Raw genomic sequence first — 17307 nt, forward strand, 5'->3', positions numbered from 1 at the left:
AAAATCAAACATATTTAAACCATCCTTACTAACTTTATATTTTTATAGTTTAAATAATGTTAATCGATATAAAATAAAAAAATAATTAAAAATAATACGAAATTTATATAATTTAAAAATTAAAATTTTATACTATGAAGCTTTAAAAAAATATGTTAAAATCCAGATTTTTATCTTTTGCAAGGAAGACAATGAAAGAAATTCTTATCACTAATGACGATGGTTATGAAAGCGAAGGACTTAAAAAACTCATTAAGATGTTAACAAAAGAATTTAAAGCCAAGATCACCATAGTAGCTCCTGCTAGTGAAAAATCAGCTTGTTCGCACTCTATAACCCTAACCAAACCTTTGCGTTTTGTTAAAGTGGGAAAAAGATTTTACAAACTTGATGATGGCACTCCAGCAGATTGTGTTTATCTTGCTTTGCATGCTTTATACAAAAAGCGTTTGCCTGATCTTGTAATAAGTGGGATTAATAAAGGTGCTAATGTAGGCGAGGATATTACCTACTCAGGAACTTGCGCAGGAGCTATGGAGGCGGTTTTACAAGGAATTCCTGCTATCGCTCTTTCTCAATTTTATAAAAAAAGCGAAAAAGAACTAGACTATAAAAATGCTTTACAAATTACCAAAAAAATCATTCAAAATATTTTTGATAAAGGTTTTCCTTTGGAAAAAAAAGAATTTTTAAATATCAATTTTCCTGCAAAATCAAAAATCAAAGGCATTAAAATTTGTAAAGCAGGCAAAAGGGTTTATAATTTTGAAGCCCATTCAAATGTCAATCCGAGAGGAGTAGAGTACTATTGGCTTGCAGCGGCGAATTTAGACTTTGAAGATGAGAAAAATAGCGATATTGCCTTACTTAAAAAAGGCTACGCTACAATAACACCTATAATGCTGGATCTTACAGCTTATGAAAGAATGAAAAAAGTTAAAAAATGGTTAAAGGCAAATGATGAATGATAGATTTACACGTATAAAATGGCTAGTTGGAGAAGAAAAATTTCAAAAAATTTCACAAACAAAAGTTTTGGTTTGCGGACTTGGTGGAGTGGGTGGAATTTGCGTTGATGCGCTTTATCGTAGTGGTTTTAAAAACCTTACTTTAATCGATGCGGATAAATTTGAAATCACTAATCAAAATCGCCAAATTCATAGCGAAAATATAGGCGAAGAAAAGGCTAAAGTATTTGAAAGAATTTATAAGGTTAAAGGTATAGTCAGTAAAATCGATGAAAATTTTTTAAAAAATTTTGATTTAAGCGAGTTTGATCTTATCATAGATGCCATTGATGATATTCCTGCAAAAGTAGCTTTGGCTCATCTTATAGATTTTAAAAAACAAATTTTTATCTCCTCAACAGGTGGAGCTAGAAAGCTTGATCCAACACGCATTAAAACTACAAGTATTTTTAAAACTCACGGCGATGCTTTAGCGAAAAAATTTCGTTATGAGCTTAGAAAATCAGGCTTTAAGGGAAATTTTGATGTGGTATTTTCAGATGAGGAAGCGCATTGTAAAGATCTTGGATCTTTTATGGGTGTGACTGCATCTTTTGGTTTAGCCCTAGCCAGCTTGGCATTAAGAAAAGTTCTTGCTAAGAAAAGCTGATATTAAAGATTTAAATGCTTGTTTGTCGCTTTTTGAGCAAAGCGTAAAAACACTTTGTGCTAAGGATTATACAAAAGATCAAATTTGTGCTTGGATTAAAATTGATAGACAACAATGGGAAGAAAAATTTAAATATGATGAGATCTTTGTCTATGAAAAAAGAGGAAAAATCGCAAGTTTTATAAGTGTTAAACAAGAGCAGAAATTGCTTGATTTGCTTTTTACTCATCCTGATTTTGTTAGACAAGGTTTAGCACAAAATTTACTTGATTTTATTTTAAAAACTTATTTGCATAATGAAATTTACACTTTCGCATCCTTAAGTGCTAAAGATTTTTTCTTAAAAAATGGTTTTGAACTTATAAGGGAAAACAAGGTTATCAAAGAGGGACAAAATTTAAAAAAAATTTTAATGAAAAAAGATGTGATTTATAAAAACTAGAAGTTAAGATAAGCAAAAATAATGGATTAAAAGATATAAAAATCATTTTTTTCTATCTTAGATAAATGAATTTATCTAAGATAGAAAAAATTACAAAAATAGCTAGATGTTAGAAAATAGCTCCGTGTTTTTCATAATTTGTTATTTTTGTAGCAGTGTTATTTTCATCCACAAAAACAACTTTTGGTTTAAATGTTTTTGCTTCTTCTTCATTAAAATCAGCATAAGACATGATGATCACCTTATCTCCCACTTCTGCAAGACGAGCCGCAGCACCATTTAAGCATACAACTCCTTCTTCTTGCGTGGCTATGGTATAGGTTTCAAATCTAGCGCCATTATTGACATTGACTACTTGGACTTTTTCGTATTCTAAAATTCCACTCGCTTGCAATAATTTTTCATCTATACTTATACTTCCTATATAATCAAGCCTAGCTTCTGTTACGCTTGCGCGATGTATTTTTGATTTGAGTAAAGTGATATTCATTTTAATCCTTGTACTAAAAAATTATCAATGAGTCTTGTTTTTCCAACAAAAGCAGCCACCGCTCCTAAAACATTATCAGTGATATTTTCGATATTTTCCATGGTGTTAAAATCGACTAATTCTATATAATCGATTTTGATTAGTTTTTCTTTTTCTAAAATATCTTTCATAGCTTGGATGATCTTAGAAGTATTTTTTTCTCCCTCTCGGACTAATTTTTCAGCCAAAAAAATGCTTTGAGATATAGCTAGTGACGCTTTTCTTTCTTCTTTGCTAAGATATACATTTCTAGAGCTTTTAGCTAAGCCATCTTCTTCTCTAATGATAGGACAAATTTGAATTTTTAAATCAAAATTTAAATCATCAACCATATGCCTAACGACTACGCATTGCTGCGCGTCTTTTTGCCCCATATAGACTATATCAGGGTTTAGGATATTAAAAAATTTAGTTAAAACCGTGCAAACGCCTCTAAAATGCCCCGGTCTTTTAGCCCCGCAAAGTTTATCAGTGATCGTATTCATATCTACATAGGTGCTAAAATTCTTAAGATACATTTGAGTTGCATCGGGGATAAAAACCATATCAACGCCATTATCTTGACACATTTTAATGTCGCGTTCTAAATCTCTTGGATAACTAGAAAAATCTTCATTAGGCCCAAATTGCATAGGATTTACAAAGATACTTACTATAACCTTATCTTGTGTTTTGGCATGTTTGACTAAACTTAAATGTCCATCGTGTAAAAAACCCATGGTTGGAACATAGCCTATACTAAGTTGATGTGATTTCCAATCTTTTACAATTTGTTTTGCTTCTTTGACAGAAGTAATGACTTGCATATTTGTATCCTTAGTATAATTTATCTAATAATTCATCATCTAAATAATCAAAGCTGTGCTCTTGGGAAGGAAAAATACCGCTTTTAACTTCATCTCTATATTTTTCAACTCCTACTTGAGGATCAATTTTATCAAAATGCTTTACAAATTTTGCTTTAAAATCTTTATTTAAACCCAAAAGATCGTGATAAACTAAAACTTGTCCATCGCAGTATTTGCCTGAACCTATGCCGATTGTTGGAATTTCTAAAATAGAGCTTATTTTTTGTGCTAGTTTTACAGGCACACATTCTAAAACCAACATACAAGCACCCGCATCTTGCACAGCTTTTGCATCATCTATAATTTTTTGGGCTGATTGTAAATCTTTACCTTGAACCCTATAGCCACCTAGCATATTTACAGCTTGTGGGGTTAGTCCTAGGTGAGCAACGACGGGTATTCCTGATTGGGAAATCAATTTAATCTTACTTGCGATTTCTATACCCCCTTCCACTTTTACCCCATTTGCGTGGCTTTCTTTGATAAATCTTGAGGCATTTAAGATAGCGTCACGATCTGAACTTTGATAAGACATAAAAGGCATATCAGCAAGTACGAAAGACTTTTTAGCTCCGCGAGAAACAGCTTTGGTAAAAATCAACATTTCATCCATAGTAACACTTAAAGTATCTTGCATACCAAGTACCGTCATGGCTAATGAATCTCCAACCAATATAATATCTATATCGCTATTGTCTAAAATTCTTGCACTATGATAATCATACGCACTTACCATGGTTATTTTTTCATTTTTGGCCTTTTTTTCCAAAAAACTAATCATACTTTTTCTCATTTTGCATACCTCAATTTTTAGCTATAAAATAATAAGCAAAAAACTAGCATATAATTTTTCATAAATAGTAAATGAATGATAAAGTAAGTTATATTTAATCGATGGATTGCTTTAATGGTTACAATTTTAGAAAATTTCAGTTCATGTTAAAGGATATTTAAAGAAAATAAAGCTTTAAAAAGTATTTTGTTTAAAATTATTTAAATAGAAAGATATTTTATGAAAAAAATAACTTTATTTTTACTTTTCTTAAATTTAGTGTTTGGGCAAGATAAGATATTAAATAATTGGTTTAAAGAGTATAATACAAGCGGCACTTTTGTTTTTTATGATGGAAAAACTTGGGCGAGTAACGACTTTTCAAGGGCTATGGAGACTTTCTCTCCCGCTTCCACTTTTAAAATTTTTAATGCTCTAATTGCACTTGATAGTGGTGTGATAAAAACTAAAAAAGAAATTTTTTATCACTATAGAGGTGAAAAAGTATTTTTATCTTCTTGGGCGCAAGATATGAATTTAAGTTCAGCTATAAAATATTCTAATGTTCTTGCTTTTAAAGAAGTGGCAAGAAGAATTGGTATCAAAACTATGCAAGAATATTTAAACAAGCTTCATTATGGTAATGCTAAAATTTCCAAGATCGATACTTTTTGGCTTGACAACTCACTAAAAATAAGCGCTAAAGAACAAGCAATTTTGCTTTTTAGACTTTCACAAAATAGCTTACCTTTTTCTCAAGAAGCAATGAATAGTGTTAAGGAAATGATTTATTTAAAAAATATGGAAAATTTAGAGCTTTTTGGAAAAACAGGTTTTAATGATGAGCAAAAAATTGCTTGGATTGTAGGTTTTGTGTATTTAAAAGATGAAAATAAATATAAGGCTTTCGCGCTAAATTTAGATATTGATAAATTTGAAGATTTATATAAAAGAGAAAAAATTTTAGAAAAATATTTAGATGAACTTGTAAAAAAAGTTAAAAATGATGGCTAGTGAGTATTTCGTAAAATGCAAAAATACTTAATTGTATGATTTGCGTACACTTAAAGTACTCATTAAAAAATTAAATTTTTGCTCTTATTTATCAAGTTTTCCTACGATGATAGGGTTAAAGGCTTTTATGGATAGCAAAAGCGTATCGCCGATTTTTACATCTTGATAAGCTTTTAGAAATTCCTCTTCACTAAGAGTGATTTTAATAATATCTTGATTTAAAAGCAAGGTTAAAACCACTAAAATATCACTTTTTTTAATTTCTAGCAAAGTTGCACTTAAGCGTAATTTTGCGCTGATATTTGAATGAGTAAAAAATTCATTTTTAGGAAAATCTTTAATAATTTTTCCGTTTTTAAGCTCTAAAATTCTATGACTTAACTTATAAATTTCAGCTAGATCATGACTTACCAATAAAGTACTTATTTTAAAATACTCTAAAATCTTGGTTAATTCATCTTGTAAATTGGCACGCATTTTAAAATCCAAAGCACTCAAAGGTTCATCTAAAAGCAAGATTTTTGGTTCTCTTGCTAAAGCTCTTGCTAAAGCTACTCTTTGTGCCTGCCCCCCACTTAAATGTTTAGGATAAATTTTAGCTAAATTTTCAAGCTTCATTAAGGCTAAAAGCTCGCTAACCTTTGCTTTAGAACTAGCGGCATAGGCGATGTTTTCTTTTATATTCATATTTGGAAAAAGCGCATAATCTTGAAAAACAAAACCAATTTTTCTTTTTTGTAAAGCTAAACTAAAATTTTTTGAAGAATCAAACCAAAGTTCATTATCTACTTCTATACGCCCCAATTTAGGCTTTATAAGTCCCGCTATGATTTTTAAAAGAGTGGTTTTTCCTGCTCCACTTTCGCCAAAAAGTGCAGTAATTTTTCCTGATTCTATATCTTTTTTAAAATTTAAATCCAGTCTTCCTTTAGCGGTATTCATAGGATGATTGATATCAATTCTTATCATTGAAAACTCATTTTTTTATTGATAAAATAAAGACTAAAAAGTACTAAAAAAGAAAAAATAAACAATATAAAAGCATATTGATGGGCTAAGCTATAGTTTAAGATTTCAAGTTCATCATAAATAGCTATACTAGCCACTAAAGTTTCACCTTGTTTATGTCCTCCTATCATCATCACGACTCCAAATTCACCCACAGTATGGGCAAAACTCATCGCACAAGCACTAAAAATTCCTGCTTTAGAATTAGGTAAAATCACTCTAAAAAGAGTATAAATTTTACTTTTACCTAAACTATAAGAAGCATCGAGCAAATTTGGATTGATCGATGAAAAGGCACTTTGCAAAGGATTTACCATAAAAGGCAAAGAAAAAATCAAAGAAGCAAAAACAAGACCTTCAAAACTAAAAACCAAAGAAAGATTAAAATATTCTTTTAAAACTTGCCCTAAAAAACTATTAGCCGAAAAAGTTACAAGCAAATAAAATCCCAAAACACTAGGAGGTAAAATCAAAGGCAAGGAAATAAAGCTTTGAAGGATTGTTTTAAAAGGAAAACGCACAAAACTTAACAAATAAGCTAAAAAAACACCGATAAAAAAAAGGATAAAAGTCGTGATAAAAGCAAGTTTAAAAGTAAGATAAAGGGTTTGTAAAAAAGCTGGATCAAGCACTATGACTCCTTAATACAATATCATTTGCTTTTACAAAACAAAGCCATTCTTGATTTTCACAAATTTCAAGTTCTAAAGCTTTTTCTTTGGTGATAATACTAGAAAGTTCATTACCTTTAAAATCAAAAAATACCTGATATAAAAGTTTGCCTTTTTTAATTTTTGTAATTTTAGCTAAAAAAGAATTTTCAACACTTAAAAGAGTTTTGCTTGCGCTAAAACAAAGCTCATGCTCTTTAAAAAGAAGTTCTACACTCACACCAATTTTTAAATTTTCTAAAGATTTTAATTCAAGCATTAAAACACTAAAAATCACTTCTTTAGAAAGTATTTTAACAATAACTATATCCTCTTGATTTAAAAGCTCACAAATTTGTCCTTTTATAAGGTTCATGGTGTGCTAAATCCGTATTTTTTAAAAATTTCTTTTGCTTTTGAAGAGCCAATAAATTCGTTAAATTCAAAGGCTAATTTTTTATCCTTAGCGTATTTTGTGATGACATAACTTTGCTCTAAAGGGCTAAAATACTTTGCATCAATTATAACAGCCTTACCCTTAGGATGATTGATAGAAGAAACTAAAGAATAAGCCACTATAGCTATATCTGAATTTTTGCTATCTACATGTAAAACAGGCACTGAGATATTTTCGCCTAAAACGATTTTATCCTTAAGAAGCTCATTTAAACCCAAATTTTCAAGCACTTCTTTAGCTGCTACTCCATAAGGAGCTACTTTAGGATTGGCTATGCTTAGATGCGTGATTTTGTTTGCCTTTTCTTTTAAATTTTCAACGCCTCCTTGGAGTAAATTTTCATCCAAGCTATACAAAGCCAAAACTCCCAAAACATAAACTTTTGGTTTTATTAAAGCATTTTTATCATCATAAATAGCCTTAGCATATTTAGTATCCGCTGAAAAAAAGAGATCAAATTCTCTTCCTTGTTTTAAAAGCTCATAATATTTTCCAGAAGCACCAAAAACCAATTCTATTTTATCTTCTGGATGTGTTTTCAAAAACTCATCTTTAACTTCACTCATCGCCTTTGAAGCTGAAGAAGCTACAAAAATACTTAAATTTTGCGCATTTAAACACGAAACAAAAAGCAAAATCCCAAAAAATACTACAAACTTTTTCATTTAGTTTTCCTTGTGTAAAAATTTAATTTTTGGATTATAACACAAAAAATTCATTTTATATCATTTTTGCATAAAATAAATACAGGATGATAAGTGAGTTTGTTTTGAAATTTTTCTTCAAATTCTTTTAAAAAACCTTTATTTAAAGGATAAAATCCTAAAGAATTTACTCCGCTTAATTTTAAATGTCTAAAAACATCTAAAGCATTATCAAAGCTTAATTTTATGAGTTCTTGAGTAATTTTTACTTCATTAAAATAGACTTTAAAAATTTGCTCTAATTCATTTAAGCTAAAATAATTTAAACCAAAACCCGTGCTTTGCTTGATTTCTTTTAAATTTTGCTCTGCAAAAGTAGAAAGAAGTAAAATCCCATTTTGATTTAGCATATCTCTAAGACTTGGTATAATGCGTTTTAAATCAAGCCATTGCAAAGTTGCATTTGAAACAATAAGATCAAATTTCTCTTTACTTAAATCCTGTTTTGCAATTTCGTTCATATCAAAAATTAAAATACTAGAATTTTCTTTAAAATCTAAAATATCGTTTTTTAAATACTCATCAAAAGTGATAATTTTTGAAAGTTTGTCGCTAAATTCGCCCCTGCCACAACCAAATTCAAACACTTTTTTAAAATGCGAAATTTCTAAATTTTTTAAAATTTCACAAAGTTTTAAGCCCATTAAATCTTGCACTTTTGCGTGTTTTTGATAATCTTTTGCTTTTAAAAAATTCAAATTTCATCCCAAGTTTTAAAATGAAAAAAAGCAAAATGCGGCTCATCTAAAAAAATAAGCTTTGAAAAAGTATTTTTTAAAGCATTTTGAGGAAAAATTTCATCATGATTGCTTGAGTAAATTTTATCCCAAATAAAGCTTTCATTACGCTCTTTTAAGGCAAATTCGAAAAGTTTTTCAAGCTCGGTTTTTAAATCTTTTTCATCTTTAAAGATAAAATCTTTTGCTTCATTTTCGCGCTCTTTAAATAAAGATTTTTTAAAAGCTGTAAGATCAAATTTTTTAATTTGCTTAGCAAAAATTGCAGGATGAATTCCTTTTAATTTATCTATACCAAAAGGAGTACCATTGATAGCTATTTTTTGCGAAAACTCTATATTTTTTAAAACTCTACTTGCCACGCAAACTCCCATAGAAAAAGCTATGAGAGTGATTTTAGAAAAAGAGTTTAAATCAAATTTAAAGTCTAAATTTTCATAATCATAAACCAAAACTACATTTTTATCGCTTTTTAAATGTGCAAAATGACTAGGATGTGAAGCAAAACCACCAAATACCAAGATAAGTTCTTGTGAGTTTTCATTTTGAATTAAATTGCTTATTTTCATAAAAGTTCTACCACTTTCTTTAAGTCTTCTTTGCTAAGTCCTGCATGCAAAGAAAAACGAATTCTAGCTGTATTTTTAGGCACAGTAGGTTCTTTTATAGCGGGTGCAAAAATGCCATTTACTTCAAGTTTTTTTGCTAATTCTATAGCCTTTTGATTTTCTCCTAAAACCAAGGAGATGATGTAAGCATCGCCTAAAATTTGATGACTTTTTTCTATGAGTTGATTTTTAAAAAAATTGCCTATGATTTGTAGTTTTTCTCTTTTTTCTTTTAGTTCGCTCATTTTTTCAAAAATAAATTTTGTCCAAGCTATATTGATAGGAGGCAATGCTGTAGAATAAATAAAAGCTCTAGCCTTGTTGATAAAAAAGCTTTTATAAAGATTATTACAAATCATACAAGCACCCATAGAAGCAAGAGCCTTGCCAAAGGTAAAAACTATAAAATCAACCTTTTCTTCCAAATTTAAAGCTTTAACAAGTCCCAAGCCCTCCTCATCAAAGCAACCCACGCTGTGTGCTTCATCGATATAAAGTTTGATTTTAGGGTATTTTTCTTTAAAGGCGATGAGTGTATTAAAATCAGAAAAATCACCATCCATGCTAAATAACGCTTCGCTTAAAATGATGATATTTTCATAATGATCATAATGTTTTTGAATTAAATTTTCTAAATGATTCATATCGTTATGATAAAAGCGAAAAAATTTTGCTCCGCCAAGTTTTAGTCCATCAATCATACTTGCATGGATGAATTTATCTGCTAAAAAAAGTGTGTTTGGAATGCTTGCAAGTGCAGCTATACAAGAGATATTAAGATGATAACCGCTGTTAAAATGTAAAATTTCTTTTTCTTTAAATTTGGATTTTAAAAAGCTTTCTAATTCTTCATAAATTGTAAAATTTCCACTCAAGCTTCTTGAACTTGAACTTGAAAAAAATAAGTCTTGTTCTTTGATATTATCTAAAAATTCATCTTTTAAAGATTTGCAAAAGCTTAAATTTAAATAATCATTCCCCGCTAAATTTAAAAGCTTTTTGCCCTCTTTAAAAACAAAATTTCCTTCATGTTTAAGGCTTGTAAGTTTTCTAAGGTTGTTTTGTTCTTTTAATTTATCTAAAATTTGTTTGATTTGCATGTTTTAACTCGAATTTATCTTTTAAGTCTTGCGTAGTTTTTACAACCTGTATCATATTTTAGATCGCAAGCCTTACCATAAAATTTTAGAGCTTTAGAAATATCTTTTCTAACACCATAGCCATTTTCATACATACCGCCAAGGTTAACGCAGCTATTTGCGTAGTCCATATCGCATGCTATTTTTAAAAATTTTACCGCTTTAAAATCATTTTTTTCTACATATGTACCATTTGCATACATAGCACCGACAACACCGCAACTGCTTCCTTCGTTTAAATTACATGCTTTTTCATAAAGTTCTATCGCTTTAAATTTATCATCTTTAGTTCTCATGCCTAGCATATACATAAATCCTAAGTTGCTACAACCTTGCTTATAATTCAAATCGCAAGCTTTTTGATATGATTCCATTGCTTTAAAATTGTTTTTTTTGACTAGTGTATACATAGTACCAAGTTCATTGCAGCCATTTCCATTATTTAAATCACAAGCTTGTTGAAAATATTTTATAGCGTTTGTATAATCCTTATTTTTATAAGCATTTTCACCTTTTTCTATTAAATCTTCTTGAGAACATGCGAAATTTAAAAATATAAATCCCAAGATAATTAATACTTTTTTCATAGCTTACCCTATTAAGAAATTTCTGACTCAAAATAATAATTATATAAATATTTCCTAAATAATTCTTTTTAGTTATAAATGTATGATTTTAACTAAAAATTGTAGTATTATTGTATTAAAAAAATAAAGAAATGAAAATGAATTTAAAAGAACTAGACTTAAAACATATTTGGCACCCTTGTACGCAAATGAAAGATCATGAAAATTTGCCACTCATTCCTATAAAAAGAGCTAAAGGAGTGTGGCTTTATGATTTTGATGATAAGGCTTATATGGACTGTGTGAGCTCGTGGTGGGTAAATCTTTTTGGGCATTGCAATGAAAAAATCGCAAATGCCATTAAAAAACAAGTTGATGAGCTAGAGCATGTGATCTTAGCAGGCTTTACACATGAGCCCATCATCAAGCTTTCTGCAAGACTTTGCGAAAAAGTAGGCAGGAATTTTAACAAATGTTTTTATGCAGATAATGGCTCAAGCGCTATTGAAGTCGCACTTAAGATGAGTTTTCATTATCATTTAAATAAGGGGGTGAAAAAAAGTAAATTTTTATCTTTAAGCAATTCTTATCATGGTGAAACCTTAGGGGCTTTAAGTGTGGGCGATGTTGCGCTTTATAAAGATACTTATAAGCCTTTACTTTTAGAGTGTTTAAGCACGCCTGTGCCACAAGGCAAAGACTACACTAAAGAGCTTGAAATTTTAAAAGATATTTTAGAAAAAAATGCAAGTGAAATTTGTGCTTTTATACTTGAACCCTTGGTGCAATGTGCAGGAAATATGCATATGTATCAAGCAGGGTTTATTGATGAGGCCATAAAGCTTTGCCATAAATTTGGAGTGCAAGTGATTTTTGATGAAATTGCAGTGGGCTTTGGACGCACAGGAACTTTGTTTGCCTTACATCAATGCAAACAAAGCCCCGATTTTATCTGCCTTTCAAAAGGGATAACGGGTGGATTTATGCCACTTTCTGTAGTGCTTACAAGAGATGAAATTTATAATGCTTTTTATGATACTTATGAAAGCCAAAAGGCTTTTTTACATTCTCATAGCTATACGGGAAATACCTTAGCTTGCGCGGCAGCAAATGCGGTTTTAGATATCTTTGAGGATGAAAATATTTTAGTAAAAAATCAAATTTTAAGCGAGTTTATCAAAAAAGAATTTTCAAGACTTGAAAAATTTGACTTTTTGGGTAATTTTAGAACTTGCGGGATGATTAGTGCTTTTGATATTTTAAGCACCAAGTATAAACGCGTAGGACTTTTTGTATTTAGGAAGGCCTTAGAAAAAGGTTTGCTTTTAAGACCTTTAGCAAATACGATTTATTTTATGCCTCCTTACATCATCACAAAAGAACAAATCGTTTATGTACTAGAGAGTTTAGAGCAGATTTTTAAGGAATTTTAAGTTGTAAAATTTCTTGCATTTGCTCTTTAAAATCTTTATTTAAAATGCTATTTTCATCAAAAAAATCAAGATTGATTATAGGAATTTTTGCATAATTTTTTATAAAATCATCTTGTAAGATATCTTTTTTACCCATCATTACAAGGGCTAAAATATTGATATTTCTTTGCTTTAAAGCTTCAATGCTAAGCAAGATATGATTAATACTTCCAAGATAGTATTTTGCTACCAAAATCGTAGGGTGTTTGAAAATATTCACAAAATCAATCATAGTGTAATTTTCATCCATAGGAGAAAAAAGCCCACCCGCAAGCTCAATAAGTAGGTTTTTGCTTTTTGGTAAAATGATATCTAAGGCTTTATAATCAAGCTTTTCTTTGATTTTTCCAAGATGAGGAGAAGCTGGAGTTTGCAAAAAAATACCTTCTTTAAAAATCTTTGTTTTTGGGCTAAATTTTGCAATAAACTCACTATCTGTTGGAGTTCCTGCTTGAATGAGTTTAAAATAATCATAGTTAAAATTCGCACAAAAAGCTGCGCTAAAATGTGTTTTTCCTACATCAGTATGTATTCCACTTACATAAATTTGCACAAAAAATCCTCAAGAAAGAAATTTTAAACCCGCTGTACAGGTAATAATCACAGCGATTAAAAAAAGTTTCAAAAAACTTTTACTTTCTTTATAAAAAAGCACTCCTATCATTACCCCACCAGCGGTTCCAGCTCCTGTCCATATAGCATAAGCAACGCTCATAGCGATATTTTGCATACTTAAGCTTAAAAAAGTAAAAGAAAATCCAAAACACACTATCAAAGCTAAAAGGTAAAGCTTGTTTTTAGTGCTTACAAGTTCTTTCATGATCACCACGCCAAAAATTTCACAGGCAGTAGCTAAAAACAAATAAAACCATTCCATAGTTTAAGCTTCCTTGCTTACCCATTTAAGGGCTATAATACTTAAAAGTAAAATTGCTATAAGCACAAGTTTAATTATAGAAACAGCTTCGTTAAAAATAAACATTTCATTTAAAACCACCCCAATAGTGCCAATGCCTACAAAAACACTATAAGTAATACTTACTTCAAGTCTTTCGCAAGCTTTTAAAAAGCAAGTAAAAGAAATACAAACCCCAATGGCTGTTAAAATATACTGCCAAATTTCTGTAGAATATTTAAGTCCACTTACCCAAAAGCACTCTATAATTCCACCTAAGATTATTAAAAACCAAGCTATATTAATATTGAATTTTTCATTCACATGAAGCCTTAAATTAACATAATATTTGTAAAACAAATTATATCTTAAAGAAATTAAAAGAAGCTATAAATTTACTTTTCCATAAGCCAAAATTAGATATAATCAAAGCTCATTTTTTAAGAAAGGATAAAAGATGTTAGAAGGTATCGTTAGAGAGAGTATCGGTAGAAAAGCTGCTAAAGCTTTAAAAAGAGATGGTTATCTAATTGCAAACATCTATGGAAAAGGATTAGAAAACATCAATGCCGCTTTTAAAGTAAATGAGTTTATTAAGGAAGTTCGTAAAAAAACTACTTTAATTTTTGATGTAAAAGTAGGTTCTCAAACTTTAAGCGTTGTAGTTGTGGATTATCAAAAAGATCCTGTAACTGCAGAACTTAAACATGTGGATTTAAAAGTTGCGCAAAAAGGTGTGATTTCTAAATACATGGTTCCAGTTAAAATCACAGGAACAGCTATAGGTCTTAAAAATAAAGGTGTTTTAATTCAATCAAAAAGAAGATTAAAAGTAAAATGTGCAGCTGAAAATTTACCAAATTTCTTCGAACTTGATGTAAGTAAACTTGATGTGGGTGATGCTTTACTTGTTCGTGATATTGTAGTTCCTGCGGGAGTAACTATGATTGATGCTGATAGAGTAGCGGTTGTAGGTGTAGAAAAAGCTAGATGATTTTAGTCGTAGGGCTTGGCAATATAGGCGTAGAGTATGAAAATACCCGTCATAATGTCGGTTTTATGCTAATTGACTTACTTTTAAAAGAAAGCAATTTTACAAATCTTACAAACTCTAAATTTAAAGGAGAGCTTTTTAAAATAGGTTCTTCTTTACTTCTTCTTAAACCTAGTACTTATATGAATAATTCAGGACTTAGCGTAAAAGCAGTGAATGATTTTTATAAATGCGAAAGAATGATAGTTATCCATGATGATATAGATATAAATTTAGGAGCCTTGCGCTTTAAAAAAGGCGGTTCAAGTGGTGGACATAATGGGCTTAAAAGCATAGATACTTTATGTGGAAATGACTATGAAAGAGTGCGTATAGGAGTGGGAAAGGGTGAAAATGTGATTTCCCATGTTTTAGGTAAATTTAAATCCGAAGAAGAAATAACTTTAAGCAAAGTTTTAGAGCATGCAAAAAAAGCTTTGCTTGAGCTTATTGAAAATGATGATTTGTCTGCTATATCATCCAAATACAGCCTAAAGGCTTAAGATGTGGATATTTTTTCGTTTTATTTCAGGGATTTATTTAAAAAATTTTTTTATTATATTTTTTTCTTTACTTGGTTTTTATTGCGGTATTGATTTGCTCTTAAATTTTAAAGATCTACCAAAAGCCGCAAATCTTGATTTGCTTTATGTTATGTTTTTATCTTTTTCGGCAGTGCCTTATGTATTACCCATTTCTTTGATTTTTGCTTTGGTAGTTTCTTTGATTTCTATGATCAGAGCAAATGAATTTGTAAGTCTTTATGCGTTAGGACTGAGTAGAAATTATGTTATTTTATTTCCTTTTTTATGGGCTTTATTTTTTTGTTGTATTTATATAGGATTGAATTTTACTTCTTTTGCTTATGCAAATGATTATAAGAGAAATATTTTGAAAAATGGCACTATTATGAATCAAAGTGGAGAAGTGTTTTTGAAATTTAACAATAATTTTGTTTATATTTCAAAGATAAACAATGGACAAAATAGTGCTCAAAATATAAAAATTTTTAATATTAATGATTTAAATTTAAGCTCTTTTGTAAGTGCTAAAAATGCCCATTTTGAAGGTGAAAGCTGGATTTTGCGAGATGGTAATATTACATTATTACCTAAAAATTATGAACTTGCTAATGATGGTTTAAAGATACAAGATTTCTCCGAGCTTAAATCACTTGAGGGTTTTAAACCAAAGATTATAGAAGGGGTTGCTAGTAATAGTGATTATTCAATATCTGACGCACTTGAAAGTTTTGAGCTTTTTAAGGCGCAAAATGTCAATACAGATACTCTTAAAATCAATCTTTATAAATTTGTTTTTACTCCTTTTTTTGCACCATTTTTAATGCTTATTATGTATTATTTTTTTCCTGTAATAGCAAGATTTTTTAATCTTGCTTTTGTAACTTTTATAGCTTTTGTAGTGACTTTGATGATTTGGGGAGTCTTGTTTTTGCTTACTAGATTAAGCGAAAATAGTGTGATTGCAAGTGAAATTGGCATTGTAGTGCCTATTATAATTTTGGGTTGTTTAAGTGCTTATATGTATTATAAGCATCGATAAATTAAGCTTTGTGTAGTAAAATTATAAAAATTAAAGGTTAAATATGGATTATAAACAATTAAAGCAAGAATTTAATACTCCTTTTTATATTTACAATTTTGATTTCATAAAAGAGCGTTTTTTAAATCTCAAAGAGGCTTTTAAGGCAAGAAAATCTCAAATTTTTTACGCTGTAAAAGCCAATTCAAATTTAAGTTTGTTGCAAATGCTTGCAAATTTAGATAGTGGATTTGATTGTGTAAGTATAGGCGAGGTAAAGCGTGCCTTAAAAGCAGGAGCAAAAGCTTATAAGATTATTTTTAGTGGAGTAGGAAAAACCAAAGAAGAGTTAAGACAAGCTTTAGAATATGATATTTTATATATTAACCTTGAAAGCGAAGCTGAAATGATGCTTTTAGAAAGTGTGGCTAAAGAACTTAATCTAAAGGCAAGAATCAGTATTCGTGTTAATCCAAATGTTGATGCAAAAACTCATCCTTATATTTCTACAGGATTAAATGAAAATAAATTTGGTGTTGAAATTGATATAGCAAGAAAAATGTATCTTTATGCAAAAAATTCATCTTTTTTAGAGCCTGTTGGAGTGCATTTTCATATAGGTTCGCAACTTTTAGATATTTCTCCCATTCATGAAGCAGCAGCCATTGTTGCAAAACTTGTAAGAGAGTTAAAAGCCTTGCAAATCGATCTTAAATTTTTTGATATAGGCGGTGGTTTGGGTGTGGCTTATGAAAAAAATGAGTGCGAACCTGATCTTTATGATTATGCACAAGGTATATTAGCACAACTTCATGGGCTTGATTTAACTATAGGAATGGAGCCTGGAAGGTATCTAGTTGCTAAAAGTGGAGAATTTGTTTGTTCAGTGCTTTATGAAAAACAAAATAAAACCAAGCGTTTTGTTGTAGTAGATGGAGCGATGAATGATCTTATACGCCCAAGTTTATACGAGGCTTATCATGAAATAATCTTACCTTATAATCAAGGCGAAGAGAGTTTATGTGATGTTGTAGGTGGAATTTGTGAGAGTGGGGACTTTTTTGCTAAAGCAAGGTCTTTGCCTAGCACTCAAAGTGATGATATAATGGTTATTAAAAATACTGGAGCTTATGGTTTTAGCATGAGTAGTAATTACAATACTCGTAATAAAGTTTGCGAATTAGCCCTTGAAGAAGGACAGGTAAGATTGATCCGTCAAAGAGAAAATTTTGAAGATCAAATCGCTTTAGAAGAGAAATTTTTAAAGGCTTAAA

Annotated in this window: 23 protein-coding genes; 9 read left to right on the top strand and 14 right to left on the bottom strand. The window is 29.9% G+C overall.

The window, feature by feature from the left end; all coding sequences use genetic code 11:
- Positions 1–191: 191 nt before the first annotated feature.
- Genes surE through FBF20_RS01410 form a run of 3 tightly spaced genes read left to right on the top strand, consistent with a single transcriptional unit; the run spans position 192 to position 2059 of the window.
- Positions 192–968 carry a 5'/3'-nucleotidase SurE gene (gene surE, locus FBF20_RS01400; RefSeq protein ID WP_002854555.1) on the top strand — a complete coding sequence of 259 codons (777 nt, stop codon included), beginning with the start codon at positions 192–194 and terminating at the stop codon, positions 966–968.
- Positions 958–1617: a tRNA cyclic N6-threonylcarbamoyladenosine(37) synthase TcdA gene (locus FBF20_RS01405; protein ID WP_002860322.1), complete on the top strand. Its 660-nt coding sequence runs from the start codon at positions 958–960 to the stop codon at positions 1615–1617. Before surE ends, FBF20_RS01405 begins: the two co-directional genes overlap by 11 nt.
- Positions 1601–2059, top strand: a complete 459-nt coding sequence (locus FBF20_RS01410; RefSeq protein WP_002858683.1) for a GNAT family N-acetyltransferase — start codon at positions 1601–1603, stop codon at positions 2057–2059. The genes FBF20_RS01405 and FBF20_RS01410 overlap by 17 nt, the downstream gene beginning before the upstream one ends.
- A gap of 109 nt (positions 2060–2168) precedes the next feature.
- Here the strand turns inward: FBF20_RS01410 and panD are convergent, their stop codons facing one another.
- The 3 genes from panD to panB are packed head-to-tail and all read right to left on the bottom strand — an operon-like array spanning position 2169 to position 4229.
- Positions 2169–2549 carry an aspartate 1-decarboxylase gene (gene panD / locus FBF20_RS01415; protein WP_002857482.1) on the bottom strand — a complete coding sequence of 127 codons (381 nt, stop codon included), beginning with the start codon at positions 2547–2549 and terminating at the stop codon, positions 2169–2171.
- On the bottom strand, positions 2546–3394 hold the full coding sequence (gene panC, locus FBF20_RS01420; protein ID WP_002778123.1) for a pantoate--beta-alanine ligase: 849 nt from the start codon (positions 3392–3394) through the stop codon (positions 2546–2548). The genes panD and panC overlap by 4 nt, the downstream gene beginning before the upstream one ends.
- A 10-nt stretch (positions 3395–3404) precedes the next feature.
- Complete coding sequence (gene panB / locus FBF20_RS01425) at positions 3405–4229, bottom strand: 3-methyl-2-oxobutanoate hydroxymethyltransferase (protein WP_002783229.1); 825 nt, start codon at positions 4227–4229, stop codon at positions 3405–3407.
- A gap of 219 nt (positions 4230–4448) precedes the next feature.
- Between panB and FBF20_RS01430 the strand changes: the two genes are divergently transcribed.
- Entirely contained in the window at positions 4449–5222 is a 774-nt protein-coding gene (locus FBF20_RS01430) for an OXA-61 family class D beta-lactamase OXA-193 (RefSeq protein WP_002783228.1), read from the top strand.
- Between the two features lie 84 nt (positions 5223–5306).
- Here the strand turns inward: FBF20_RS01430 and FBF20_RS01435 are convergent, their stop codons facing one another.
- The 8 genes from FBF20_RS01435 to FBF20_RS01470 are packed head-to-tail and all read right to left on the bottom strand — an operon-like array spanning position 5307 to position 11112.
- Positions 5307–6191: a sulfate/molybdate ABC transporter ATP-binding protein gene (locus tag FBF20_RS01435; protein ID WP_002816233.1), complete on the bottom strand. Its 885-nt coding sequence runs from the start codon at positions 6189–6191 to the stop codon at positions 5307–5309.
- Entirely contained in the window at positions 6188–6862 is a 675-nt protein-coding gene (modB, locus tag FBF20_RS01440) for a molybdate ABC transporter permease subunit (RefSeq protein WP_002857391.1), read from the bottom strand. The genes FBF20_RS01435 and modB overlap by 4 nt, the downstream gene beginning before the upstream one ends.
- Entirely contained in the window at positions 6855–7256 is a 402-nt protein-coding gene (locus FBF20_RS01445; RefSeq protein WP_002857328.1) for a molybdenum-pterin-binding protein, read from the bottom strand. The genes modB and FBF20_RS01445 overlap by 8 nt, the downstream gene beginning before the upstream one ends.
- Entirely contained in the window at positions 7253–8002 is a 750-nt protein-coding gene (modA, locus tag FBF20_RS01450) for a molybdate ABC transporter substrate-binding protein (protein WP_002857589.1), read from the bottom strand. The genes FBF20_RS01445 and modA overlap by 4 nt, the downstream gene beginning before the upstream one ends.
- A gap of 50 nt (positions 8003–8052) precedes the next feature.
- Positions 8053–8739: a malonyl-ACP O-methyltransferase BioC gene (bioC, locus tag FBF20_RS01455; protein WP_002917031.1), complete on the bottom strand. Its 687-nt coding sequence runs from the start codon at positions 8737–8739 to the stop codon at positions 8053–8055.
- Complete coding sequence (locus FBF20_RS01460) at positions 8736–9347, bottom strand: pimeloyl-ACP methyl esterase BioG family protein (RefSeq protein ID WP_002778143.1); 612 nt, start codon at positions 9345–9347, stop codon at positions 8736–8738. Before FBF20_RS01460 ends, bioC begins: the two co-directional genes overlap by 4 nt.
- Positions 9344–10486, bottom strand: coding sequence for a pyridoxal phosphate-dependent aminotransferase family protein (locus tag FBF20_RS01465; RefSeq protein ID WP_002818366.1), 1143 nt, complete (start codon positions 10484–10486; stop codon positions 9344–9346). Before FBF20_RS01465 ends, FBF20_RS01460 begins: the two co-directional genes overlap by 4 nt.
- Before the next feature lie 14 nt (positions 10487–10500).
- Positions 10501–11112, bottom strand: coding sequence for a tetratricopeptide repeat protein (locus FBF20_RS01470; RefSeq protein ID WP_002778147.1), 612 nt, complete (start codon positions 11110–11112; stop codon positions 10501–10503).
- A 137-nt stretch (positions 11113–11249) separates the two neighbouring features.
- Between FBF20_RS01470 and FBF20_RS01475 the strand changes: the two genes are divergently transcribed.
- Positions 11250–12524: an adenosylmethionine--8-amino-7-oxononanoate transaminase gene (locus tag FBF20_RS01475; RefSeq protein ID WP_002822618.1), complete on the top strand. Its 1275-nt coding sequence runs from the start codon at positions 11250–11252 to the stop codon at positions 12522–12524.
- On the opposite strand, the gene bioD is transcribed toward FBF20_RS01475, so the two are convergent.
- From bioD to FBF20_RS01490, 3 genes are read right to left on the bottom strand one after another with little or no spacing between them, the layout of a single operon-like run.
- Complete coding sequence (gene bioD / locus FBF20_RS01480; RefSeq protein ID WP_002917022.1) at positions 12511–13116, bottom strand: ATP-dependent dethiobiotin synthetase BioD; 606 nt, start codon at positions 13114–13116, stop codon at positions 12511–12513. The genes FBF20_RS01475 and bioD overlap by 14 nt on opposite strands.
- Before the next feature lie 9 nt (positions 13117–13125).
- Positions 13126–13440, bottom strand: a complete 315-nt coding sequence (locus FBF20_RS01485; RefSeq protein WP_002783223.1) for a multidrug efflux SMR transporter — start codon at positions 13438–13440, stop codon at positions 13126–13128.
- Between the two features lie 3 nt (positions 13441–13443).
- A complete protein-coding gene (locus tag FBF20_RS01490) occupies positions 13444–13782 on the bottom strand; it encodes a multidrug efflux SMR transporter (RefSeq protein ID WP_002783219.1) in 339 nt (112 codons plus the stop codon).
- A gap of 133 nt (positions 13783–13915) precedes the next feature.
- Between FBF20_RS01490 and FBF20_RS01495 the strand changes: the two genes are divergently transcribed.
- Genes FBF20_RS01495 through lysA form a run of 4 tightly spaced genes read left to right on the top strand, consistent with a single transcriptional unit; the run spans position 13916 to position 17306 of the window.
- Positions 13916–14452 carry a 50S ribosomal protein L25/general stress protein Ctc gene (locus FBF20_RS01495; RefSeq protein WP_002791314.1) on the top strand — a complete coding sequence of 179 codons (537 nt, stop codon included), beginning with the start codon at positions 13916–13918 and terminating at the stop codon, positions 14450–14452.
- On the top strand, positions 14449–14994 hold the full coding sequence (gene pth, locus FBF20_RS01500; protein ID WP_002858659.1) for an aminoacyl-tRNA hydrolase: 546 nt from the start codon (positions 14449–14451) through the stop codon (positions 14992–14994). The genes FBF20_RS01495 and pth overlap by 4 nt, the downstream gene beginning before the upstream one ends.
- Position 14995: 1 nt before the next feature.
- Positions 14996–16054, top strand: a complete 1059-nt coding sequence (locus FBF20_RS01505; protein WP_002875401.1) for an LptF/LptG family permease — start codon at positions 14996–14998, stop codon at positions 16052–16054.
- 43 nt (positions 16055–16097) lie between these two features.
- The gene (gene lysA / locus FBF20_RS01510) at positions 16098–17306 is read left to right on the top strand and encodes a diaminopimelate decarboxylase (protein ID WP_002858733.1); all 1209 of its coding nucleotides are present in this window, start codon (positions 16098–16100) and stop codon (positions 17304–17306) included.
- Position 17307: the final 1 nt, after the last annotated feature.

Source organism: Campylobacter sp. CFSAN093259 (genome assembly GCF_012889985.1).
GTDB lineage: Bacteria > Campylobacterota > Campylobacteria > Campylobacterales > Campylobacteraceae > Campylobacter_D > Campylobacter_D jejuni.